The organism is Microbacterium gallinarum (assembly GCF_014837165.1).
Classification (GTDB): domain Bacteria; phylum Actinomycetota; class Actinomycetes; order Actinomycetales; family Microbacteriaceae; genus Microbacterium; species Microbacterium gallinarum.
In genome coordinates, this window is the sequence record NZ_JACSPM010000006.1 from 25,853 (window position 1) to 49,398 (window position 23,546).

A 23,546-nucleotide genomic window follows, 5' to 3' on the forward strand; every position below is an offset into this window, starting at 1 on the left:
CCCCGCTCGGAACCTGCCCGTCACCAGGCGGCCGTAGTGTGAGGTCGCGTGCCTGCGGAGGCGCTCGTAGGATCGTGGGATGCCTTCGCTCGGCGACCTCGTCGCACCCCGCCGGATGGGCCGCGACTTCCGCTGGCTCCTCGCGTCCTCGTGGACCAGCAACCTCGGCGACGGCATCGCGCTCGCAGCCGCGCCGCTGCTGATCGCCTCACTCACCTCGTCGCCGATCCTGGTCGCCGCGGGAGCCATGCTGCAGTACCTGCCGTGGCTCCTCTTCGGCCTGCTCGCGGGGGCCGTCGCCGACCACCACGACCGCCGGCGCCTCGTCATCATCGCGAACGCGACGCGCGCCGTGATCGTCGCCGGCCTCGTGGCTTTCCTGGTGACCGGGTACGCGAACGTGTGGATCGTGCTGGCCACCGCCTTCCTCTACGGCACCGCGGAGGTGTTCGCCGACTCGGCGGGCAGCACGCTGCTCCCGATGCTCGTCAGGCCCGCCGACCTCGGCATCGGCAATGCGCGCATGCAGGCGGGCTTCCTCGTGGCCAACCAGCTCGCCGGTCCCCCACTGGGCGCCTTCCTGTTCGCCGTCGGCTCGTTCTGGCCGTTCGTCCTGCAGGTGCTGTGCGTGGCGCTGGCGGTGGTGCTCATCTCACGCATCGCGCGCACGCCGGTTCCCGAGCATCCGGAATCCGATTCCGAGTCGAAGATGCACGCGATCCGCGAGGGGCTGCGATGGCTCCGCCACAATGCGCCGGTCCGCACCCTCATCGTGATCATCCTGGTGTTCAACATCACGTGGGCGGCGCCGTGGGGAATCCTGGTGCTGTACGCGACGGAGTACCTCGGCATGGGCCCGGTCGGCTACGGAGCGCTGACCACCGCGTCCGCCCTCGGCGGATTCATCGCGATCTTCGCGTTCGGCTGGCTCGAGAAGCGGGTCTCGTTCTCGACGCTCATGCGAGTCTGCCTCTCGCTGGAAGTGCTCATGCACCTCGGCTTCGCCCTGACGACGTCGCCCGTCGTCGCCTTCGTCATCATGTTCGGCTTCGGGCTCTATGCGTTCATCTGGGCGACGATCTCGACCACGGTGCGCCAGCGCCTCGTGCCGATCGAACTGCAGGGACGCATCGCGTCGGTCAACATGGTCGGCGTCTTCGGCGGGCTGGTGATCGGGCAGTTCATCGGCGGTGTCCTGGCCCAGCTGTTCGGACTGACGGCGCCCTGGTGGTTCGCCTTCGCAGGGTCGCTGATCACGCTCGCGCTGGTCTGGCGCTCCATCTCGCACATCGCCGCCGCCAAGCCGGTGCTCGACGAGGGGTCCGTGGCCGTGGTCGAGGCCGAGGGCGAGCCGGGTGCGGGTGGGATGCCGCTGCCTGACTGACCCGGTCGCTCCATTGGCTTTTTGTTCGAATGTCAGAGGGGGATGTCAGTATGAACTATGGCGTTCTTCTCCGATCTCGATCAGCGGCTCGCTCTGCTGCGCGAGGTCCTCGGAGGCGACCTCCGTCCCGAGCGGCTTCCCGTCGTGCTCGACCGGCTCGACGATGACGACATCGTCGCGGTGATCGCCGCGGCCACCGAGTTCGTGCGCGCCGGCGAGAAGGTTCGCATCGCCGCCGCCGGCGTCGCGGCGGCACGATCCGCGCGCGAAGCGGGCCACGACGGACTCGCCCAGCGGCGAGGCCATCGCTCCCCCGCCACGCTCATCCAGGAGATCACCGGCGCGACCCGGGCCGAGGCGGTGAGGCACGTCCGGCTCGGCGAGTCGCTGCGCTCCGCGGCGGGTCTCGATCCGGTTGGGGAGGAGGCGGTGACGGATGCCGCGGCCCCGACTGATCCGCGCGACGGCGGCGCGGGGCCAGAACCCTGGCATGCCCCGCTCGGGCGTGCGCTCCTTGCGGGCGTGATCGGTTCGGCTCAGCACGACGCCATCTATCGCGGCCTGGGTGAGCCGCCGGCGTTCGGCGACGACGACGTCGCGGCGCGGGCCGCCCGTGAGGCGTGGACGGTGGCAGCCGAGCAGCTCATCGACGAGGCGCGGGAGCGCACCGTGGAAGAGCTCGGTCGCACGGCCCGCACGGTGCGCGATCAGCTCGATCCCGAAGGCGCCCAGAGACGGTTCGACGAGAGGTTCGACGCGCGCTCGTTCCGGCTGTGGCGCGACGCCGAGGGTGTGCGTCGCGGGTCGATCGTGTTCGACGACTTCGGCGGAGCGTGGGCGCAGACGGTGCTCGACGCCGCCCTGCGGCCGCGACGCGGCGGCCCGAGATTCGTGGATCCCGAGGAGAAAGCCGACGCCGACGCCCTGGTCGCAGACCCGCGCACGAACGATCAGCTCGCGTACGACCTGCTGCTCGATGTCTTCCGCGCGGGTGCGCTCGCCGACGGGAAGGAGGTCTTCGGCACGCGTCAGGCTGGCGTGCGGGTGGTGATCGCCGATCCGTCGCTCGCCGCGGCGACGGCAGGAGCGCCCGCGGTGGGTCTCATCGAAGACGACCAGACAGCCCTGCCCGCCTGGCTCATGTCGCAGCATGCGTGCGACAGCGGTTCCGTGACCTGCACCATCGACGGCGTCGGGAACCCGCTCGACGTGGGAAGAGAAGCTCGACTCTTCACGCCGAAGCAGCGCATCGCGCTCGCGGCCCGCGACGGCGGATGCCGGTGGCGCGGATGCGACCGTCCCGCCTCGTACTGCGAGGCGCATCACATCGACCCGTACGCCGGCGGCGGTCGCACCGACATCGATCGTGGGATCCTGCTCTGCCGTTTCCATCACATGGAGCTGCATCACGGCGGCTGGCGGATCACCCGAGAAGGGCGCGCGGACTTCATGCTGCATCCCCCGCCCGGTCGGGGACACCCGATCGCGCTGCGTCCTCGCCTGGCCCTCCGCTACGCGTGGGCCGACCTCTCCCCACCTCCCCGACGCTTCCGCCCCGCAGCCGCGTGAGAGGGTCGAAGGGATGCCCGATCTCACCGTGACCCACCTCCGCCCGTGGCGGGCGAGCGATGCGGAGGCACTGCATGCAGCGTTCGCATCCACCCCCGACCTCTCAACGCAGACCGGCGGGGCAGACCTCGGCACGATCGAACGAGCCCGCGAGTTCATCGAGACGCACCTGCGATCCGACGAGCGAACCCGCATATGGGCGATCATCGACGACGGCACCGCGGTCGGGAACGTCGGGCTCTCTGCGATCGAACGACGACACGACACCGCGTGGGCCTACTACTGGCTGGTGAACTCCGCCCGCGGCCGCGGACTGGCCACTCGAGCACTCGTCTCGGTCAGCACCTGCGCGTTCGCCGACGGGATCTTCCGACTCGAACTCGGCCACCGAGTGAACAACCCCGCCTCATGCCGAGTCGCAACGCGGGCGGGCTTCGCAGCCGAAGGCATCGAGCGTCAGAAGCTCCGGTACGGCGACCAGCGGTACGACGTCGAACGCCACGCACGACTGGCCACCGATCCGGCTCCGAACATCACTCCCCTGCCGCTGCTCGCTCCGCCGAGAACCCCCTAGCCGACCCGCTGCCGCGAACCGAGTCCACGCACTCTCGCGACCCTCACTCGAATCTTCGTCAGCGCGAGGTCACCGGACGCTCGCGTGAGGTACGAGGGACGCCGCTGCTTGCGCAGCCGCAGCTCAGTCGTCCGTCTCCCAGGAGTGTTCGACGGTGGGCAGGATCAGGACGCGCCCTGCGAGGGCCGTGGGATGCTTCGCCATGTACGCCGCCGCCTGCTCGATGGACTCCGCCTCGAGGATGTCGTAGCCGGCGAACCACTCCTTGAACTCGGGGAACGGCCCGTCCGTCACGATCGTGCGCCCGTCGCGGACGACGACCGACTTGGCGCGATCCCGCCCGGCGACCGGGCTCCCGAGCCCGACTGTGCCGGCCTCGACCCCTTCGTCCGCCCACGACTCGAGCATGCGACGGTCCTCGCCCTCGGCAAGGGCCGAGCCATCGGCGTCAGTGAGGTGGAGTACGAGGTACTGCTGAGTGGTCATGGTGTCTCTCCTTCGATGCGGTGCCGCAGGTCGCTGCGGCGACGGATCAGGTGCGCGGCCTCGGCGGAGTTCGCTGCGAGCGTGATGGCGCGGTCGTAGGCGACGAGCGCGTCGTCCGACCGGCCCACGCGGGCGAGCAGTTCCGCTCGTGCCGTGTGGAAGCCGTGGTGGCGGTCCAGCGCGCCGCCCAGACGCTCGACCATCGCGAGAGCGACCTGCGGCGAGTCGTACTCCGACACGGCGATCGCCTTGTTGAGCGTCACGACCGGGCTCGGGTCCACGCGCTCCAGGGCGTCGTACAGCGCCACGATGCGCGCCCAGTCGGTGTCGCGAGCGTGCGCGGTAGACGCGTGGACGGCGTTGATCGCCGACAGCAGCTGGTAGCGGCGCATCGGGCCGTCCCCGCGGGCCTCGGCATCGACGCGCTCGCGCACGAGAGCGAGGCCCTCGTCGATCAACGCGCGGTCCCACGCTCCGCGGTCCTGCTCGTCGAGGCGCACCAATGCGCCCTCCGCCGAGACGCGGGCGGCGGCACGGGACTCGGTCAGCAGCATGAGCGCGAGCAGGCCGGTCGCCTCGGCGCGGTCACCCGAGTCGGGCGGGAGCAGGTCGCGCACGAGCCGCGTGAGCCGGATCGCTTCGCCCGTGAGATCCGGCCGAAGCGGGCCGGACTCGTGATCGGTGGCCAGATACCCCTCGTTGAAGATCAGGTAGAGCACCGTCAGCACGCTGTCGGTGCGCTCGGCCAGATCGCCCCGCTCAGGCATCGCGAAGGGCACCCGGGCCGCACGGATCCGGGCCTTGGCGCGACTCAGCCGCTGCCCCATGGTGGTTTCGCGAACGAGGAAGGCACGGGCGATCTCGGTCACCGTGAGCCCGCCGACGATGCGCAGGGTGAGCGCGACGCGCGCCTCGATCGGCAGCACCGGATGGCAGCACACGTACACCAGTCGCAGCCGGTCGTCCTCGATCGCGCCGACGTCGTCGGCGTCCGAATCGTCGGCGAGCATGAGCGCCTCCCAGTGCAGGTCGTCTCGCCGAGCCTCACGCCGCAACCGGTCGATGGCCTTGCGATACGCCGTAGTGGTGATCCAGGCGCCGGGGTTGGGCGGCACGCCGTCGACCGGCCACCGCTCGACCGCGACGGCGAAGGCCTCGGCCGCCGTCTCCTCGGCGATGTCGAGGTCTCCGAAGCGACGCGCGAGGCCGGCGACCACGCGTGCCCACTCGCTCCGGTGGGTCGACGCGATCGCCGCCGCGACGTCGGCGCGCCGGGTCAACGCCCGATCCCCCGCCGGCTCGCGCGCGGGATCAGGGCCCGACTCCGTCGCCGGCTCGCTGCGGACCATGACCGACCTCTCCACTCCGTGATCGCACGATCGCGACCCTCACCAGATCGACGATCGGACCTCGTCCGATTCGACACCGCCGCGGAGGAAAAGTCCAAGAACCCGCGATCCGGCGCACGTGTCGAATCGCGCCGTCGCCGTTCGTGGCATGAGAGAGGCGGATCACCGGATCGGCCACGACGAGAGGTGACGGCACCCCATGTACAGCACGATGACCGCCGACGACGCGCGCGAGTACGCCGATCGGATCCGCGAGGCCCGGCGGGAGCGCCGCCGGGCGCGTACAGCGCGCCGGCACGCCTTCTGGACGAACCTGAGCGAGTTCCTCCTGTCGATCCCCGCCGGGGTCGGCATCCGCATCGGCGGCTGACTGAACGGGGTCGGATCAGCCGTCCGCAGCCACCAGCTCGCCGAGGCGCGCGCCGAGCTGCGCCAGGCGCGGCACCCACGGGCCGGCCATGTCTCCGCCCGCCGCGCCCCGCTGCAGCGCCTCCGCGAACGGGACCCAGGCGCTCTCGCACACCTCATCCGGATCCAGCGTCAGCACGGGATCACCCGCCACCCGCGCGACGTACAGATCGAACAGCGCCTGCCGCTCGACCAGACGACCGACGAACTCCAGCTCGTCGACGCCGACGCGCACCCCCGCTTCCTCCTCGAGTTCCCGCACGGCACCCTCGGCACTCGACTCACCCGACAGCGCACTGCCCGCCGGGAACTCCCAGCACAGCGGCCAGTCCTTCATCGCGGCTCGCTTCGTCATGAGCACGAGACCGTCACCCCGCACGACGCACACCGACGCAACGACGTGGAAGACGCCCGACGGAAAGTCCGGATCACCGCGACGGAACCGCTCACCGGTGGGGTTGCCCGCGGCATCCGTCAGATCCCACAGTTCACCGTCCACGGATCAATCCTCGAACGAGCCGTACACCTCGAGCGTGTTCGCGGCGACCTGCGCGCACAGCTCGTCCACGTCTACCCCGAGCTCTTCGGACATGAACCGCAGCGTCACGGGGATCAGGTACGGCGCGTTCGGGCGCCCGCGATGGGGCACGGGCGTGAGGAACGGAGCATCCGTCTCGACCAGAATCCGATCTCGCGGGATCACAGCCAGCGCATCCCGCAGATTCTGCGCGTTCTTGAACGTCACGTTGCCGGCGAACGACAGGTAGTAGCCGCGCTCCCCCGCGATGCGCGCCATCGCCTCATCGCCCGAGAAGCAGTGGAACACGGTGCGCTCCGGCGCCTCCACCCGCTCCAGCGTCTCGAGCACGGCGTCGTGAGCGTCACGATCGTGGATCTGCATCGCGAGGCCGTGCTTCTTCGCCAACGCGATGTGCGCCTCGAACGAACGGAACTGCGCAGGCACGCCGTCCTCCGCCGTGCGGAAGAAGTCCAGCCCCGTCTCGCCGATCGCACGCACGCGCGGCTGCGCGGCCAGTTCGTCGATCACGGCGATCGCCTCATCCAGCCGCCCGGCCGCCTCGTACGCCGGTGCCTCGTTCGGATGGATCGCGACCGCAGCGAGAACACGGGGGTGGGATGCCGCGGCCCACGCCGACCAGCGGCTCGACTCGATGTCCCCGCCGGCCTGCACGACGCCGATCACGCCCACCTCGTCGGCCCGCGAGAGCTGTTCGTCGAGCGACAGCCCGACGCCGTCCTCGATCTCGAGGTGCGCGTGGTTGTCGTACGCCGGAACGGCGAGCGGCTCGGGCGGCGCGGGATAGCTCACGTCGCGCGTGCCCTTCTCGCGGGTGCGGACGTACTGCGACGGATCCGCGCCCTCCGCCGGGTACGGCACCGCAGGCGACGACATCAGACCGACTGCTCCACACGCGGGAACAGCGGCGCGAGCCCGTTCACCGACGTGCCGGGCTTCAGCACGCCCCAGGCGCCGGCCTCACGGATCGGCTGGTCGTGCAGACGACCGATCGACTCCGCGGCGCCGAGCGCGATCCAGAGCTTCTCCGTCGACTCGGGCATCACGGGCGAGAGCAGCACCGCGAGCGCACGCAGACCCTCGGCGGCCGTGTAGAGCACGGTGCCGAGGCGCGTGCGCTGCGCCTCGTCCTTGGCCAGCGCCCACGGCTCGTTCTCGGTGATGTACAGGTTCAGCGCGTCGACGATCGTCCAGATCGAGCTGATCGCCTCGTCGATGCGGAACCGCTCCATCGCCGCATCGGCCGCGGCTGCGGCATCCGCCACCGTCTTCTGGATGTGCAGATCGGCCTCGGAGTACTCGGCCGCCGGGGGCACGACGCCCTCGAAGTAGCGCTCGACCATCGCCGTCGTGCGCGACGCGAGATTTCCGAAGCCGTTCGCGAGCTCGGCCTGATAGCGGGCCGACAGGTCCTCCCAGGAGAACGACCCGTCCTGGCCGAACGCGATCGCCGACAGGAAGTAGAAGCGGTAGGCGTCCGAGCCGAACACGTCGGTGATCTCGGTCGGCGCGATGCCGGTGAGCTTCGACTTCGACATCTTCTCGCCGCCGACGAGCAGCCAGCCGTGCGCGAACACGCCGCGCGGCACCTCGAGTCCTGCGGCCATCAGCATCGCCGGCCAGATGACGGCGTGGAAGCGCAGGATGTCCTTGCCGACGATGTGGTACGCCGGCCAGCGACGGGCGAACTCCTCGGGGTCCGTGCCGTAGCCGATCGCCGTGGCGTAGTTCAGGAGGGCGTCGACCCACACGTAGATGACGTGAGACTCGTCCCACGGAAGCGGGATGCCCCAGTCGAACGCCGAACGCGAGATCGACAGGTCCTTCAACCCGTTCTTCACGAACGACACGACCTCGTTGCGGGCCGACTCGGGGCGCACGAAGTCGGGCACGCTCGAATAGAGCTCGAGGAGCTTGTCCTGGAACTCGCTGAGCTTGAAGAAGTAGTTCTTCTCCTGCAGCAGCTCGAGCGGCTTGGAGTGGATGGCGCAGACCTTCAGCCCCTCGAAGGGACCGGTGCCGTCGACGATCTCGGACTCGGGCTTGAACTCCTCGCAGCCGACGCAGTAGAGCGCCTCGTACTCGCCCGCGTAGATGTAGCCGCGGTCGTAGATCGCCTGCACGAACTGCTGCACGCGCTCCTCGTGGCGCGGCTGCGTCGTGCGGATGAAGTCGTCGTTGGCGACGTCGAGCGTCTCGAGGAGCGGAAACCACGCCTCGGTGACGAGCTTGTCGACCCACTCCTGCGGGGTGACACCGTTGGCCGAAGCCGCACGCATCATCTTCTGGCCGTGCTCATCGGTGCCCGTGAGCATCCAGGTGTCGTCGCCCGCCTGGCGGTGCCAGCGCGCGAGCGTGTCGACGGCCACGGTCGTGTAGCCGTGGCCGATGTGGGGCACGTCGCTCGGATAGTAGATCGGCGTCGTGATGTAGAAGGACTGGCGGCCGGAAGTCACCCGAGGATTCTAGTCGTGCGGATGCCGCGGCCCGGCCTTCGTGACATCGTCAGCCTCGCACGGCCAGTGCCGCCTGGTACAGCTCGCGCGAGGAGTGACCCGTGTGCGCAGACACCTCGCCCGCGGCATCCTTCAATCTCGTCCCGGACCGCACCAGCTCGAGAACCTGCGTCACGGCGTCCGGGAACGCGACCTCACGCGGCGCGGCACCCGCGACGACGATGACCAGCTCACCGCGCACGCCATCCGCCGCCCACGCGGCCAGTTCGTCCAGCGTTCCGCGTGCGACCTCCTCGTGCAGCTTCGTCAGCTCACGGCAGACCGCCGCGCGACGATCGGCGCCGAACGCGGCCGCCATGTCGGCGAGCGTCGCGGCCACGCGCGTCGGCGCATCGAAGAACACCATCGTGCGCGGCTCGTTCGCGAGGGCACGCAACGCACCGGCGCGCTCACCGGGTTTGCGCGGCACGAAGCCCTCGAACGTGAAGCGATCCGTCGGCAACCCCGCGACGGCGAGCGCCGTGAGCACGGCACTCGGACCGGGGATCGCGGTGACGACCACTCCCGCCGCCGCCGCAGCCGCGACGAGACCGTAGCCCGGATCGCTCACCGTCGGCATACCGGCGTCGCTCAGCACCAGCACATCGCGATCGCGCGCCAGCTCGACCAGCTCGGGCGCGCGGTCCTTCTCGTTGTGGTCGTGCAGTGCGATGAGCCGCGGACGGTTCTCGACGCCGAGCGCCGCCAGCAGCCGCTGCGTCGTGCGGGTGTCCTCGGCGGCGACGACGGTCGCGGTCTGGAGGGCCTCGATGAGACGCCGCGAGGCATCCCCGAGATTTCCGATCGGCGTGGCCGCGAGGATGATCACGCGCCCCAGCCTACGGCGCGGGCACGTCGTCGGGCACGGGCTCCACCTGGTCCACGGCGGCCTGCAGGCGGCCCAGCGTGTCGATCACGATGCGCGTCTCTTCGGGCGACAGGTCGATGACCGCCTCCAGCATGCGGCTGTGCATCGCCCCCAGCGTGCGGCGCACCTCCTCGTCGGTGTCGACCGTCGGCGTGACCATGATCCGGCGCTGGTCGCTCGGGTGCGGGCCGCGGCGCACGTGGTCGGACTTCTCCAGCCGATCGATGATCGCCGTCACCGACGCCGTCGACACGGCGAGGTACCGCGCCAGCTCGGCCGGCGACACGACGCGGTCCTCGCGCTGCGCCTTGAGCAGGTACCGGAGGGTGAGCAGGTCGTTCTCGCCCATCGCCATCGACTCCCGCGTGCGTCGGCGCATCGCCACCTCGGCTGCCCGGTAGAGACGGAAGGCCTGCAGCAGCTCGATCGCGCGCCGGCGGCGGTCGTCGGCGCCCTCGCCGTACCAATAACCGCTGTTGTGCTCCACGCAGGAATCATACGAGCGGTGCTGTCCACCGGGCGCATGCCGTGCACGAAAGCCCCAGGTGGCGCACTCCTAGAATGTGCGGGTGACGCACCCCGCCCGGCTGGACGCCGACCCGCCCGCCGAGCCGGCGGCCGGGTCCGAGCACGTCGCCGCGCACACCGAACCGCTGCTCCCCCCGGTGCGGCCGAGCCTGTACGAGCGCTTCACCTCGCGCCTCGCCGACGACCCGCGCGCGCGGCGCCTGTACGCGTGGCTCGGTCCTGCGCTCGTCGTGCTCCTCGCCGCCGTCCTGCGTCTGTGGAACCTCGCCGCCGCGCACGACCTGATGAACCAGTTCGACGAGACGTACTACGTGAAGGACGCCTGGACCCTCTCGCAGCTCGGATACGAAGCCGCGTGGCCCGCCGAGGCGAACGCCCGGTTCCTCGCCGGCGACGTGAACATCTTCACCACCGATCCCGCGTTCGTCATCCACCCTCCCCTCGGCAAGTGGATCATCGCGCTCGGAATGATGGTGCTCGGTCCCGAGAACGGGTGGGGGTGGCGCATCACGACCGCGCTTCTCGGCACCGCGGCCGTGCTCGTGCTCATGGTGATCGCGAAGCGGCTCACGCGCTCGACGACCTTCGCGATCATCGCCGGCCTCCTCATGGCCGTCGACGGCCTCGCCATCTCGATGAGCCGCGTCGCGCTGCTCGACACGCCCCTCATGTTCTTCGTGCTGCTCGCGTTCCTCTTCGTGCTGCTCGACCGAGAACGCACGATGACCCGCATCGCGCAGACGGTCGCCGCGCGCTACGACGGCGACGAACCGCCGGCGTGGGGTCCGATCCTGTGGAACCGGCCGTGGATCCTCGCCGCGGGAGTGGCGCTGGGCGCGGCATCCGCGGTCAAATGGTCGGGCGTGTGGGTGCTCGCCGGACTCGGCGTGTACCTCGTGGTGACCGACGCCCTCGCGCGCCGTCGGGCCGGCGTGCTGTTCTGGCCCAGCGACGCGATCCGGCAGGGCGTCGCGACCTTCCTCCTGCTGGTGCCGGTCGCCGTGGCGGTGTACGTCGCCTCCTGGTCGGGCTGGCTGCTGAGCGACGGCGGCTACAGCCGCCACGCCGCCGACGCCGACCCCGCGACCGGCGTGTGGTCGTGGGTGCCGCTGTCGCTGCAGAGCCTGTGGCTCGACCACGTCACGATGTTCACCTCCGCCTCGCAGATCACATCGGGCCACTCCTACGCGAGCCCTGCCTGGCAGTGGCCGCTGCTCGTCCGCCCGACCGGGATGTATTACCACCACGACGCCCTGGGCGTCGACGGCTGCGCGGCCACGAACGGCTGCTCGGAGGTCGTGGCCAGCATCCCTAACCCGCTCATCTGGTACGCCGGCGTCGCCGCGGTGATCTACCTGGCCTACCGCTTCGTCGTGGCGCGCGACTGGCGCCACGCCCTCGTGCTCACCGGCATCGGCGTCACGTACGTGCCGTGGCTGTTCTACCCCGAGCGCACGATCTTCCAGTTCTACACGGTGCTGGTGCTGCCGTTCATGCTGCTCGCGCTCACCTTCGCACTGCGCGACATCGCCGGCCCGCAGCACGCCGACGCCTACCGCCGCCATACCGGGCAGCGGCTCGTCATCGTGTTCCTGGTGGTCGCCCTCGCGCTGTCGGCGTTCTGGTACCCGGTCGTCACGGCGATGCCGGTGCCGTACGACTTCTGGCGGCTGCACAACTGGCTGCCGACCTGGGTCTGACGGCTCAGCCGGAGAGATCGGCCGGGTCGGTCACCGGCAGCCGGCACGCGAAGTCACGGCAGTCGTAGGCCGTGGCGACGCCGCCCTGCGCCACCTTGCCCTCGAAGAGCGAGAATCCGGCCGAGGCGAACGCGTCGGCCTGCGCGGGCGCGACCACGGCGACGACATCGGCAGGGATGCCGCGAGCCGCCGTCGCGAGCGGCCCGCTCGCCTCCTCGCTCACGACCACGACCTGGCGCGGCGCCACGACGAGCGCGGCAGCCGTGCGCAGCAGCGCACCGTAGGCGAGCGGTTGGCCGAGCGCGGCGGACGCGTACGTTCCGACGACGCGCTCGGCGGCCTCGCGCCACGCGTCGCCGGCGCCCAGCATCCACAGCGAGAGCGCGGCATCGGCCAGCGCCGCAGGCCCCGACGGCTCGTCGCCGTCGGACGCGGCATCCGGTGCCCCGACTCCCTGCGCGGCGAGCACGGGGTCTCCTCCGCCCGGCACGGTGAGGGACCCGTCGGGCGCGACGCACGCGGCGACGAGCTCCCGCGCCCGCACGGCGTAGGCCACGTCACCGGTCGCGAGCGCCAGACGCACGAGGCCGCCGGCGAGCTGCCCGTAGTCGGCCAGGGTCGCCGACGCCCGCGACGGGATCTCGTCGAGCGACGCGCGCACGAGCCGTCCGTCCGCGGTGACGTTCGTCTCGAGCACGGCGCCGGCGGCCCACTGCGCCGCTTCGATCCAGCGCGGTTCGCCCAGGCGCGCCCCGGCGCGAGCGAGCGCGCCGATCGCGAGGCCGTTCCACCCGGTGACGACCTTGCCGTCGACGGCAGGAGGCTCGAGGTCGCCGCGGGCCGCGGCATCCCGCGCGTAGTAGCCGCCCTCGCTACGGGCGCCGTCGATCCACGACTCCGAATCCTGCGCGGCGCCGAACCCGCCGCTCGACTGCTGCAGCACGTCGAGCAGGAATCCCGCGACTCCGCGCGCCGTCTCGTCGTCACCCGCGTCGAGGGCGACCTCGAGCAGCTGGGCGTTGTCGGTCAGCATCCGCTCGTAGTGCGGCACCGACCAGTCGCGACGCGTGGCGTACCGGAAGAACCCGCCCTCGACGTCGTCGCGCAGCGGTGAGGCCGCCATCGCGGCGAGCGCCCGGTCGGCGACAGCGGATGCCTCGGCCGCCGCCTCGCGCACCGCGCGGGCCTGCAGGAACCGCAGCGCCGTCGCGACGGGGAACTTCGGGGCGCTCGGATCCGCACCGCCGAATCCGCCGAACTCGCGATCCTCCCGCGAGGCGAGCACGCGGGCGGCGTCTGCCAGCTGTTCGATCGAGGGGAGAGCGGATGCCGCGCCCCCGCCGGCTCGCACCTCGGCGAGCGCCGACACCACCGCGTCCGCGGTGCCGTCGATCTGATCGCGACGCTCCTCCCACGCCTCGCGCACGGCGGCGAGCACCTGCCGGAAGGCGGGCATGCCGCCGCGCGGCTGCGGCGGGAAGTAGGTGCCGGCGAAGAACGGGCGGCCCTCCGGCGTCGCGAAGACGGTCAGCGGCCAGCCCAGGTTCGCGGTGAAGGCGCCGGCGGCCGCCATGTAGGCGGCGTCGACCTCGGGATGCTCCTCGCGGTCGACCTTCACGGCCACGAAGCCCGCATTGACCTCGGACGCGGCGGCCGGGTCGTCGAACGACTCCCGCGCCATGACGTGGCACCAGTGGCAGGTCGAGTAGCCGATCGACACCATCACCGGCACGTCGCGGGCGCGCGCCTCGGCGAACGCCTCCTCGCCCCACGGGAACCACGAGACCGGATTGCCCGCGTGGGCACGCAGATACGGGCTCGTGGACTCCGCGAGACGGGGGTTCATGGCAATCCGGTCAGTTCACCTCGTCGGGGTGGGCGCTCACGCGACCCGCGCCGTCGGGCTGCTCCATCGCGTCGATCGCCGCGATCTCGGCCTCGGTGAGCTCGAAGTCGAACACGTCGAGGTTCTCCTCGAGTCGCTCGCGCCGCACCGACTTGGGGAAGACGATGAACCCCTTCTGCAGGTGCCAGCGCAGCACCGCCTGGGCGGGCGTCTTGCCGTGCGCCGCGGCGGCGGCCGCGACGGGCTCTGCGCCGAAGAGGTCGTACTTGCCCTGACCGAGCGGACCCCACGACTCGATCTTCACGCCGTTCGCGGCGGCCCAGTCGGTGATCTCACGCTGCTGGTAGGCGGGGTGCAGCTCGATCTGGTTGACGGCGGGGACCACTCCGGTCGCGCCGACGATCTTCTCGAGGTGGGGAACGAGGTGGTTCGAGACGCCGATGGAGCGCGTGAGCCCCGCGTCGCGGATCTCGATCATCTTCTCCCAGGCGTGCAGGTAGTTGTCGGCGGCGGGGGTCGGCCAGTGGACGAGGTACAGGTCGACCTTCTCCAGGCTGAGCTTGTCGAGGCTCTCGCGGATCGCGGCGTGCGGCTCGTCGCCGTCGTGGCGGTCGTTCCAGAGCTTGGTGGTGATGAAGAGCTCGTCGCGCGCGAGGCCGCCGGCGGCGATCGCCGCACCCACGCCCTCCTCGTTGCCGTAGATGGCGGCGGTGTCGATGTGCCGGTAGCCGACCTCGAGAGCCTCGGAGACGGCTCGCTCGGTGTCGTCCGCCGGAACCTTGAACACGCCGTAGCCGAGCTGCGGGATCTCGTTGCCGTCGTTGAGCTTCACAGTGGGGGTCGATGCCATGACGTCCAGCCTACGAGCGCCGGAGCACCCGTGGCCGCGACCAGCTCAGGCGAATAGACGAGATCAGGCCGATCGGCGCAGAATCCGCCTGTTCCGGTCGAATCGCCTGACTCGGTCGACGGCGGGTCGGCGCCAGAGCGGACCGCCGTCATACGATGGAGGGCTATGTCTGCGCCCGAACCCGTCATCTCGTACCCGCCGGAGCTGCCCGTCAGCACCGCGCGCGACGAGATCGCGCGCGCGATCCGCGAGAACCAGGTCGTGATCGTCGCGGGCGCGACCGGCTCGGGCAAGACGACCCAGCTGCCGAAGATCTGCCTCGAGCTCGGCCGCACCCGCATCGCCCACACGCAGCCGCGGCGCATCGCGGCCCGCACCATCGCCGAACGCGTCGCCGAGGAGCTCCAGGTCCCGCTCGGCACGACCGTCGGCTACAAGGTGCGCTTCACCGACAAGGTGTCGGACGACACGCGCATCGCGCTGATGACCGACGGCATCCTGCTCAACGAGATCCACCGCGACCGGCTGCTGACGCGCTACGACACGATCATCGTCGACGAGGCGCACGAGCGCTCGCTCAACGTCGACTTCCTCATCGGCTACCTCCGGCGCGTGCTCCCCCGCCGCCCCGACCTCAAGGTCGTCATCACCAGCGCGACGATCGATCCCGAGAGCTTCGCCAAGCATTTCGCCGCAGCCGACGGCACCCCCGCCCCGATCATCGAAGTCTCGGGCCGCACCTATCCCGTCGAGGTGCGCTACCGCCCGCCGTCGCCGTCCGGCAAGGACGAGTCCGACGATGTCGACGGCATCACCACCGCGCTGCGCGAGCTCGATCGCGAGCCCGCAGGCGACGTTCTGGTGTTCCTGCCGGGCGAGGCCGAGATCCGCGACGCGATGGATGCCGTGCGCGGCATGTATGCGAAGGATGCCGCTCCCACCGAGGTGCTCCCGCTCTACGGACGGCTCAGCGCCGCGGAGCAGCACCGTGTGTTCGAGCGGTCGGCCGTCGCCGGCGTGCGCCGCCGCGTGATCCTCGCGACCAACGTCGCCGAGACGAGCCTCACCGTGCCCGGCATCCGCTACGTCGTCGACACCGGCACCGCCCGCATCTCGCGCTACAGCAACCGCAGCAAGATCCAGCGCCTGCCCATCGAGCCCATCTCGCAGGCGTCGGCGCAGCAGCGGTCCGGACGCGCCGGTCGCACGAGCCCGGGTGTCGCCATCCGCCTCTATGCCGAAGACGACTTCACCGCGCGCGACGAGTTCACCGAGCCGGAGATCCTGCGCACGAGCCTGGCCTCGGTCATCCTGCAGATGCTGTCGCTGGGCTTCGGCGACATCTCGTCGTTCCCCTTCCTCATGCCGCCCGATTCCCGGGGCGTGAAGGCGGCGTTCGACCTGCTCGTCGAACTCGGCGCCGTGCGCGCCGGACGTGGCGGCGGCTCCCCCGCGCTCACCGACCTGGGTCGCGAGATCGCCCGCCTGCCGATCGACCCCCGCTTCGCGCGCATGCTCATCCAGGCACGTCGCACGAACGTGCTGCGCGACGTGCTGGCGATCGTCGCGGGCCTGTCGATCCAGGACGTGCGCGAGCGCCCCGAGGAGCGCCGCGAAGAGGCCGACCGGCTGCATGCCCGCTTCGCCGACCCGACGAGCGACTTCCTGAGCCTGCTCAACCTCTGGAACCACCTGCAGGAGAAGCAGGCCGAACTCGGCTCGAGTGCGTTCCGGCGTCTCTGCCGCCAGGAGCACCTCAACTACGTCCGCGTGCGCGAGTGGGCCGACGTGCACCGCCAGCTCAGCGCCATCCTCGGCCTTTCACGCAAGGCGTCGGCCGCCACCGGCCCGACCGCCGATCCCGACGACATCCACCGCGCGATCCTCTCCGGCCTGCTGTCGCAGATCGGCATCCTCGATGACCGCACCACCGCCAAGACCGCCCACCGCGGCGGACGCGGCACCGAGCGCCCCGAGCGACGGTCCGCCGAATACCTCGGCGCCCGCGGCACCCGCTTCGCGATCTTCCCCGGCTCGGGCCTCAAGAAGCAGCGGCCCACCGCGGTCATGGCAGCGGAGGTGGTCGAGACGTCCCGCCTGTTCGCGCGGACCGTGGCGGCGATCGACCCGGAGTGGGCGGAGCCGCTCGCCGGCGACCTCGCGAAGCGCCAGCTGAGCGAGCCGCACTGGTCGAAGGCCTCGGGCGCGGCATCCGCCTACGAGAAGGTGACGCTCTTCGGCGTCGACATCGTGCCGCGACGCCGCGTGCAGCTGGCGCGGTTCGACCGGCCGTTCGCCCGCGAGCTGTTCCTGCGGCATGCGCTGGTGGAGGGCGAGTGGGATGTCTCGGCCCTCGACAAGCGGCTGACGGCGTTCGAGCGGCGCAACCTCGAACTGCGCCGCCGCCTCGAGAAGATCGAGGAGCGCGAACGACGTCGTGACATCCTCGTCGGCGACGAGGCCGTGTACCGCTTCTACGACGCCCGCATCCCCCGCGACGTCTTCGACGTCCGTTCGTTCGAGGCGTGGTGGCGCGACACGGCGGAGCGCACTCCGCGACTGCTCGACATGACCGAGGCCGACCTCGTCGACGACGCGTCGCGCGGCGACGAGCGCGACTTCCCCGCGCGCTGGCAGCAGGGCGACCAGGTGCTCTCGCTCGCCTACCGGTTCGAGCCCGGCGCGCCCGACGACGGGGTGACCGCGGTCGTGCCGCTCGCCCTGCTCGCCCAGCTGCGCCCCGATGGCTTCGACTGGCAGGTGCCCGGGATGCGCGACGAGCTCATCACGGCGCTGCTGCGCGCGCTTCCGAAGGCGATCCGCCGGCACGTCGTCCCGGCCGCCGACTGGGCGGCCACCTTCGGCGCAGAGCTCGCAGGTCACGGCCCCGAGTCGCACGAGGGACTCCCGCCGACGGGTCTGCGCGAGGCGCTCGCCGCGCGCATCCAGCGCGTCGCCAACCAGCCGGTGACGGCCGCGGACTTCGAGCTCGACCGGGTGCCCGGCCACCTGCTCGTGTCGTTCCGCGCCGTCGACGGGCGCGGCAGGGCCGTCGATTCCGACCGCGATCTCACGGCGCTCCAGAGCCGTCTCGCTGACCGGGCGCGGTCGGCCGTGTCCCGGTCGCTGAGCGAGCGGGGCGAGCCGAACCGCCGCGGGCCCGCCGCACCGTCGCCGTCAGCACCGACTGCGGCAGGCACGACCTCGACCTTCACCGAGCGCACCGGCCTCACCGAGTGGACGTTCGGCGATCTCCCGGACGTCGTCGACACCCGCGTCGCGGGCGGCGTGGTGCGTGGCTACCCCGCGATCGTCGACGAGGGCGCGACGGTCGCCCTCCGCATCGAGGCGACCCCCGAGGCCGCGGTGACGGCGACCCACGCCGGCGCCCGGCGACTGCTCCTGCTCGCGGTGCCCTCCCCTTCGGCCTACGTGCTCGACCACCTCACCTCGGCGGAGAAGCTCGCGCTCGCGGCATCCCCCTATCCGTCCGCGAAGGCGCTCGTCGAGGACGCACGCGTGGCGGTCGCCGATGCTGTCATCGCGCGCACCGCGCCCGACGGCGTCGTGCGCACGCGCGCCGGCTTCGATGCGGTGCGCGACGCGCTCTCGTCGGTCGTGGTGGACGAGCTCTTCCAGACCGTGTCGCTGACGGCGAAGATCCTGACGGCGGCGCGGGAGGTCGAGCGAGCCGTGCGCGGCCAGAACTCGCTCACTCTGCTCGGCGCCCTGAACGACGTGAAGAGCCAGGTGGCGGGCCTGGTGTTCCCCGGCTTCATCTCGCGCACCGGCACCACCCGGCTCGCGCACCTGCCGCGTTATCTGCGCGGCGCGCTCGACCGTGTGAAGGCCCTCGCCGACAACCCGGGACGCGACCGCCAGCGCATGTCGGAATTCGAGCGGGCGGCAGCGGCGTTCGCCGAGGCGGGCGGCGTGGTGCCGCCGCCGGCGGGCCAGGCTCCGGCGCTCGACCGCACGCGCTGGCTGCTCGAGGAGTACCGGGTCAGCCTGTTCGCCCAGCAGCTCGGCACCGCCGAGCCGGTGTCGCTGCAGCGCATCCAGAAGGCGCTGCGGGAATAGGGTTCCAGAACGAGGAGGTTGCCCCAGCCATGGCCACTGCGATCGTCTACACCGAGTTCGGAGGACCCGAGGTCCTCCACGCCGTCGAGATCTCCGCGCCCACCCCTGCGGCCGGCCAGGTCGCGATCCGCGTCGAGGCGGCGGGGGTGAACCCGATCGATGCCAAGCTCCGCTCCGGCAAGCGCGCGTCGGCCGACATCGTCGAGCCGCGCCGCGTCGGCAACGACGGCGCCGGAATCGTCACCGCCGTCGGCGACGGCGTCGACGGATTCCGGCCGGGCGACGCCGTGGTGTTCTCCGGTGCATCCGGCGCGTACGCCTCCGACCTCCTTGTGTCCGCCGACCGCGTGCACTCCCGTCCGCCGCAGGTCGACGCGGCGACCGGCGCCGCGCTCGGGATACCCGTCGGCACGGCCTACCAGACCCTCCGCTCGCTCTCGGTGGGCTCGGGCGACACCCTCCTGCTGCACGCCGGCTCTGGCTCCGTGGGACAGGCCGCGATCCAGCTCGCCGTGCTGTGGGGCGCCACCGTCATCGCCACCTCATCGCCCCGGCGCGCCGAGGCGGTGCGCGCGCTCGGCGCCACGCCCGTGCCGTACGGCGACGGACTCGCCGACCGCGTGCGCGCACTCGCACCGCAGGGCATCACGGTCGCGATCGACGCCGCGGGCACCGACGAGGCGCTGCAGACCTCGACCGAGCTGGTCGCCGACAGGTCCCGCATCGCGACGCTCGTGAGGGGTCGGGATGCCGCCTCCCTCGGCATCCGCGCCTTCTCGGGCGGCTCGCCCGTGCCCCTCACCGCTCAGCAGCAGGCGTGGCGGGGAGAGGCGGTGCCCGTCGTGCTCGCGCTGCTGGCCGCCGGACGCTTCACCGTCGAACTCGGCCCGTCGTTCCCGCTCGCCGACGCCGTCGACGCGCATCGTGCGGTCGAGGCCGGAGTCGACGGCAAGATCACGCTCGTCCCGTAGCCGCACCGCCGCCGCCGGTCCCGGGTGGCGTTCTTCCGCGCAGCCGCGAGCGGCTCACCTGTCGCGATGTGCCGGCGCAAGCGGCGCTTCGTGACAGGCGAGCAGATGCCGCGCGCGGGCGAGCAGAGCCCGCGCGAAGCGAGCGCGGCTCACCTGTCCTGATGTGCCGCCGCAGGGGGCACTTCGTGACAGGTGAGCAGATGCCGCGCGGGCGAGCGAAAGCCCCGGGCCAAGCGGGCGCGGCTCACCTGTCCTGATGTGCCGTCGCAGGTCGTGCGGCCGGCTCCGGTCCCGTCGCGATCGGGCGTCCCGGGGTGTTCGACCACTGGCTCCACGAACCCGGGTAGATGCGCAGGTCGAGCCCCGCGAGTTCCGCGGCGAACACGGCCTGCGCGGCCGTGACACCCGACCCGCAGTACGCCGCCGCCGCGACGCCGGGCGTGAGGCCCGCCTCGGCGAACAGAGTGCGGAGGGCCGCGGCATCCCGGAATCGATCCGCCACGACGTAGTCGGTCGTCGGCAGGTTCACGGCACCGGGGATGTGCCCGGCGATGGGGTCGATCGGCTCGACCTCGCCGCGGAAGCGCTCGGGCGCGCGCACGTCGAGCAGCACGCCCTCCGACGGCAGCGCTGCGGCCTCGTCGATCGACAGCACGGGCTCGGAGATCGGCTGCAGCACGACGTCGCCCGGATCAGGCTCGACCACGCCCTCCTCGACCGGGAGCCCGGCTGCCTTCCAGGCGCCGAACCCCCCGTCGAGCAGGCGCACGTCGGCCACGCCGGTCCGTGTGAGGAGCCACCACGCGCGCGACGCGCCGAGCGAGCGCGCGTCGTCGTAGACGACCACGGTGTCCCCGGCGCGCAGTCCCCAGCGACGGGCCGCCGCCTGGAGGTCGTCGAGAGCGGGAAGCGGGTGCCGGCCGTCCGTGGCGCGACCGTGACGCGACAGCTCGGACTCCAGGTCGACGTAGACGGCGCCGGGGATGTGACCGGCGAGATGGTCGGGGCGGCCGTCCGGCTTGTCGAGGCGATACCGGACGTCGAGCACGCGCACTCCGTCGCGAGACGAGAGGCGGTGGTCGAGTTCTGCGGGGGTGATCAGCTGGGCCACGCCTCCATCCTCACATCCATGCGGCGTGCAACAGTTCGACACAGGCGGGTCCCGGGCGCCGCACGACCCGACAATGGATCGCATGTCCCCGTCCTCTCGCGCGTTCGCGACGGCACAGGTGCAGGCGGGTTACGACGCCGGCATCGCCGAGCACACCGCCGTGCCGTCGATCCACCAGTCGAACGCGTTCGAGTTCCGGTCGCTGAGCGAGGCCCGCGACCTCTTCGCGCTGCGCCGCGACGGCAACATCTACAGTCGCGCCGCGAACCCGACCGTGCTCGTCTTCGAGAAGCGCGTCGCCGAGCTCGAGGGCGGGGTGGCCGCCGCCGGCGTCGCGTCGGGGCAGGCGGCCGTGGCCATCGCGCTGCTCGCGCTCGCCAGGCAGGGCGAGCACATCGTCGCCGCGCGTCAGCTGTACGGCGGCACCGTCGACCTGCTGCAGGACACCTTCGCCGACTGGGGTATCGAGGTCACGTTCGTGGATCAGGACGACACGGATGCCTGGGCCGCGGCCGTGCGTCCCACCACGCGCGCGTTCTTCGCCGAGTCGATCACCAACCCGATCGCCCAGGTGCTCGACGTGCGCGCCGTCGCCGACCTCGCGCATCGCGCCGGGGTGCCGCTCGTGATCGACGCCACCGTCGCGACGCCGTACCTGCAGCGGGTCAAGGACCTCGGGGCGGACATCACGGTGCACTCGGCGACGAAGTTCCTCGGCGGACACGGCACGTCGCTCGGCGGCGTGATCGTCGACCTCGGCACCTTCGACTTCACGGCGGAGCCCGAGCGGTGGCCGCAGCTGACCCGCACCTACCCCCGCGTGCCCACCGGCAGCCTCGTCGAGCGGTTCGGCGCGACCGGGTCGCCCTACATCGCGCTGGTGAAGACCAAGTACGTTCACGACCTCGGCCCGTCGCTGTCGGCGTTCAATGCGTTCCAGTTGCTGCAGGGCCTCGAGACGCTCGACCTGCGCATCGCGCGCCACTCCGCCAGCGCGCTCGAGGTCGCGCGGTTCCTCGAGGGCCACGACGCCGTCGCCCGCGTGCACCACCCCGGGCTGGAGTCCAGTCGGTGGCACGCCCTCGCGATGGAGTATCTGCCGCGCGGCGCGAGCTCGGTCTTCGCGTTCGATCTGCCGGGCAGCGATGACGCCGAGGCCGACTTCGCGCTCGTCGAGGCGTTCATCGCGCGCCTGCGCCTGGTGAAGCTCGTCGCCAACATCGGCGACGCCCGCAGCCTGGTCGCCCACCCGTCGTCGATGACGCACAGCCACCTGTCACCCGCGCAGCTCGCCGACGCCGGGATCACCCCGACGACGATCCGCCTCTCGATCGGCCTCGAAGACCCGGCCGACATCGTCGCCGACCTCGCGCAGGCGCTCGTCGGCGTGACGACCTCTCCGGCCGCCCGGGCTGCGGCCGCGGCATCCGCGTCTCAGCTCGCGGCGAGCAGCGCCCGGTAGAACCCGATCCCGCGAAGCCACACGTCCACGCGGATGCGCTCGTTGTGCGAGTGCAGCGCGTCGCGCTCGGCGCGCGTGAGGTGGAACGGCGTGAAGCGGTACACGTGCTCCGAGATCGCGGTGAACCAGCGGCTGTCGCTCGCCCCGAGCTGCAGGTAGGGGGTCGTCACCACGTCTTCGCCGAGCGACGAGGCGACGGCGGTCGCGAGGCGTCGCCACGCGTCGCCCTGCCACGGCGACACCGGCGACGGGTCGGAGCCGTGCCGCACGTCGATCTCGACCTCGGGGTCGCCCACGACGCGACGCACGCGCTCGGTGGCGCCCGACACGGTGTCGCCCGTGAGCAGCCGGACGTTGATCGACGCGTTCGCCGTGGTCGCGAGCACGTTCTCGCCCGGCGCGCCGCTGAGCTCGGTCGCGACGGCCGTCGTCCGGACGATCGCGTTCATCTCCGGTCCCAGCCGCGCGAACACGGTCGCGACCAGCGGCCCGGTGACGGCGAGGCTGCGGAAGAGCGAGCGCAGGGGCTGAGGGGCGTGCGGGGCGATGGTCGAGAGCATCGCGCGCACCGGCGGGGCGAGACGCGTCGGGAACGGATGCCGGTGCAGCCGGTCGATGGCCCGCGCGAGGCGCGCCGTCGCCGGCACCGCGGGCGGCGTTGATGCGTGCCCGCCGCTCTCGCGGGCGGTGAGCAGCAGGGTCATCACGCCGCGTTCCGCGACCCCGACCATGGCGGTCGGCACGGTGACGCCGGGGATCACGCCTTCGACGACGGCTCCGCCTTCGTCGAGCACGAGAGCCGGACGGATGCCGCGTCCCCGCAGCACCTCGACAATGGCCTTGGCCCCGCCCCCGGCCGTCTCCTCGTTGTGACCGAACGCGAGATACACGTCGCGCGCCGGCGCGAAGCCCTCGGCCGCGAGCTGCTCGACGGCCTCGAGGATCGCGACGAGGGAACCCTTGTCGTCGATCGCGCCGCGAGCGTGGATCGCCGCCTCCGCTCCCTCACCCGCGATCTCCGCGGCGAACGGGGCGCGGTCCCACTCCGCCTCGACGACGGGGACGACGTCAGTGTGGGCCATGAGCACCATCGGTGCCGAAGCATCCGCCCCCCTCCAGCGGAACAAGAGGGAATGGCCGTCGACGACCTCGCGCCGGAGCGACGCGTGCACCGCCGGGTACAGCCGTTCGAGCGTCTCCTGGAAGGCGTCGAACGCCGCCCAGTCGGTCTCGGACTCGTCGGCGTGCGACACGGTGGGGATGCGCAGGAGCTCGCGGAAGCGATCGACGGGGGATGCCACGCCCCGAGCCTAATCCGGCGGGGTGC

At 71.7% G+C, this 23,546-nt stretch carries 19 protein-coding genes; 8 read left to right on the forward strand and 11 right to left on the reverse strand.

All coding sequences use genetic code 11. The features are described from left to right. The first annotated feature begins 79 nt into the window (after positions 1-79). From H9622_RS14355 to H9622_RS14365, 3 genes are read left to right on the forward strand one after another with little or no spacing between them, the layout of a single operon-like run. A complete protein-coding gene (locus H9622_RS14355; protein WP_191767107.1) occupies positions 80-1,384 on the forward strand; it encodes an MFS transporter in 1,305 nt (434 codons plus the stop codon). 57 nt (positions 1,385-1,441) lie between these two features. Next, on the forward strand, positions 1,442-2,953 hold the full coding sequence (locus tag H9622_RS14360) for an HNH endonuclease signature motif containing protein (protein ID WP_191767108.1): 1,512 nt from the start codon (positions 1,442-1,444) through the stop codon (positions 2,951-2,953). 13 nt (positions 2,954-2,966) lie between these two features. Then, positions 2,967-3,527 carry a GNAT family N-acetyltransferase gene (locus tag H9622_RS14365; RefSeq protein WP_191767109.1) on the forward strand — a complete coding sequence of 187 codons (561 nt, stop codon included), beginning with the start codon at positions 2,967-2,969 and terminating at the stop codon, positions 3,525-3,527. Positions 3,528-3,650: 123 nt separating this feature from the next. On the opposite strand, the gene H9622_RS14370 is transcribed toward H9622_RS14365, so the two are convergent. Further along, positions 3,651-4,013: a YciI family protein gene (locus H9622_RS14370; protein WP_191767110.1), complete on the reverse strand. Its 363-nt coding sequence runs from the start codon at positions 4,011-4,013 to the stop codon at positions 3,651-3,653. Continuing rightward, complete coding sequence (locus H9622_RS14375; RefSeq protein WP_191767111.1) at positions 4,010-5,362, reverse strand: RNA polymerase sigma factor; 1,353 nt, start codon at positions 5,360-5,362, stop codon at positions 4,010-4,012. Before H9622_RS14375 ends, H9622_RS14370 begins: the two co-directional genes overlap by 4 nt. Positions 5,363-5,561: 199 nt before the next feature. Here H9622_RS14375 and H9622_RS14380 point away from each other — a divergent pair, with 199 nt between their 5' ends. Beyond that, positions 5,562-5,732 (forward strand): hypothetical protein, encoded by a 171-nt coding sequence (locus H9622_RS14380; RefSeq protein ID WP_225222148.1) that lies wholly within the window; start codon positions 5,562-5,564, stop codon positions 5,730-5,732. A 15-nt stretch (positions 5,733-5,747) separates the two neighbouring features. On the opposite strand, the gene H9622_RS14385 is transcribed toward H9622_RS14380, so the two are convergent. The 5 genes from H9622_RS14385 to H9622_RS14405 are packed head-to-tail and all read right to left on the reverse strand — an operon-like array spanning position 5,748 to position 10,158. Next, complete coding sequence (locus H9622_RS14385) at positions 5,748-6,269, reverse strand: NUDIX hydrolase (protein ID WP_191767113.1); 522 nt, start codon at positions 6,267-6,269, stop codon at positions 5,748-5,750. Between the two features lie 3 nt (positions 6,270-6,272). Then, positions 6,273-7,184, reverse strand: coding sequence for a TatD family hydrolase (locus H9622_RS14390; protein ID WP_191767114.1), 912 nt, complete (start codon positions 7,182-7,184; stop codon positions 6,273-6,275). After that, positions 7,184-8,764 (reverse strand): methionine--tRNA ligase, encoded by a 1,581-nt coding sequence (gene metG / locus H9622_RS14395; protein ID WP_191767115.1) that lies wholly within the window; start codon positions 8,762-8,764, stop codon positions 7,184-7,186. Before metG ends, H9622_RS14390 begins: the two co-directional genes overlap by 1 nt. 49 nt (positions 8,765-8,813) lie before the next feature. Further along, positions 8,814-9,632: a 16S rRNA (cytidine(1402)-2'-O)-methyltransferase gene (gene rsmI / locus H9622_RS14400; protein WP_191767116.1), complete on the reverse strand. Its 819-nt coding sequence runs from the start codon at positions 9,630-9,632 to the stop codon at positions 8,814-8,816. Positions 9,633-9,642: 10 nt separating this feature from the next. Then, entirely contained in the window at positions 9,643-10,158 is a 516-nt protein-coding gene (locus H9622_RS14405; protein WP_191767117.1) for a MarR family winged helix-turn-helix transcriptional regulator, read from the reverse strand. An 82-nt stretch (positions 10,159-10,240) separates the two neighbouring features. Here H9622_RS14405 and H9622_RS14410 point away from each other — a divergent pair, with 82 nt between their 5' ends. Next, positions 10,241-11,899 (forward strand): dolichyl-phosphate-mannose--protein mannosyltransferase, encoded by a 1,659-nt coding sequence (locus H9622_RS14410; protein ID WP_318247132.1) that lies wholly within the window; start codon positions 10,241-10,243, stop codon positions 11,897-11,899. Positions 11,900-11,903: 4 nt separating this feature from the next. On the opposite strand, the gene H9622_RS14415 is transcribed toward H9622_RS14410, so the two are convergent. Together H9622_RS14415 and H9622_RS14420 are read right to left on the reverse strand one after the other, a co-directional pair. Further along, complete coding sequence (locus H9622_RS14415; protein WP_191767118.1) at positions 11,904-13,745, reverse strand: thioredoxin domain-containing protein; 1,842 nt, start codon at positions 13,743-13,745, stop codon at positions 11,904-11,906. A gap of 10 nt (positions 13,746-13,755) precedes the next feature. Beyond that, positions 13,756-14,595 carry an aldo/keto reductase gene (locus tag H9622_RS14420; RefSeq protein WP_191767119.1) on the reverse strand — a complete coding sequence of 280 codons (840 nt, stop codon included), beginning with the start codon at positions 14,593-14,595 and terminating at the stop codon, positions 13,756-13,758. Between the two features lie 165 nt (positions 14,596-14,760). Here H9622_RS14420 and hrpA point away from each other — a divergent pair, with 165 nt between their 5' ends. Continuing rightward, a complete protein-coding gene (hrpA, locus tag H9622_RS14425; protein ID WP_191767120.1) occupies positions 14,761-18,675 on the forward strand; it encodes an ATP-dependent RNA helicase HrpA in 3,915 nt (1,304 codons plus the stop codon). Positions 18,676-18,704: 29 nt separating this feature from the next. Then, the gene (locus H9622_RS14430) at positions 18,705-19,646 is read left to right on the forward strand and encodes a quinone oxidoreductase family protein (protein WP_191767121.1); all 942 of its coding nucleotides are present in this window, start codon (positions 18,705-18,707) and stop codon (positions 19,644-19,646) included. Between the two features lie 244 nt (positions 19,647-19,890). Here the strand turns inward: H9622_RS14430 and H9622_RS14435 are convergent, their stop codons facing one another. Then, entirely contained in the window at positions 19,891-20,757 is an 867-nt protein-coding gene (locus H9622_RS14435) for a sulfurtransferase (RefSeq protein WP_318247133.1), read from the reverse strand. Positions 20,758-20,830: 73 nt separating this feature from the next. Between H9622_RS14435 and H9622_RS14440 the strand changes: the two genes are divergently transcribed. Continuing rightward, the gene (locus H9622_RS14440) at positions 20,831-22,219 is read left to right on the forward strand and encodes an O-acetylhomoserine aminocarboxypropyltransferase/cysteine synthase family protein (protein ID WP_404802874.1); all 1,389 of its coding nucleotides are present in this window, start codon (positions 20,831-20,833) and stop codon (positions 22,217-22,219) included. On the opposite strand, the gene H9622_RS14445 is transcribed toward H9622_RS14440, so the two are convergent. Beyond that, positions 22,192-23,520, reverse strand: coding sequence for a M20/M25/M40 family metallo-hydrolase (locus tag H9622_RS14445; RefSeq protein ID WP_191767124.1), 1,329 nt, complete (start codon positions 23,518-23,520; stop codon positions 22,192-22,194). The two genes, H9622_RS14440 and H9622_RS14445, sit on opposite strands and share 28 nt — an antisense overlap. Between the last annotated feature and the right edge of the window lie 26 nt (positions 23,521-23,546).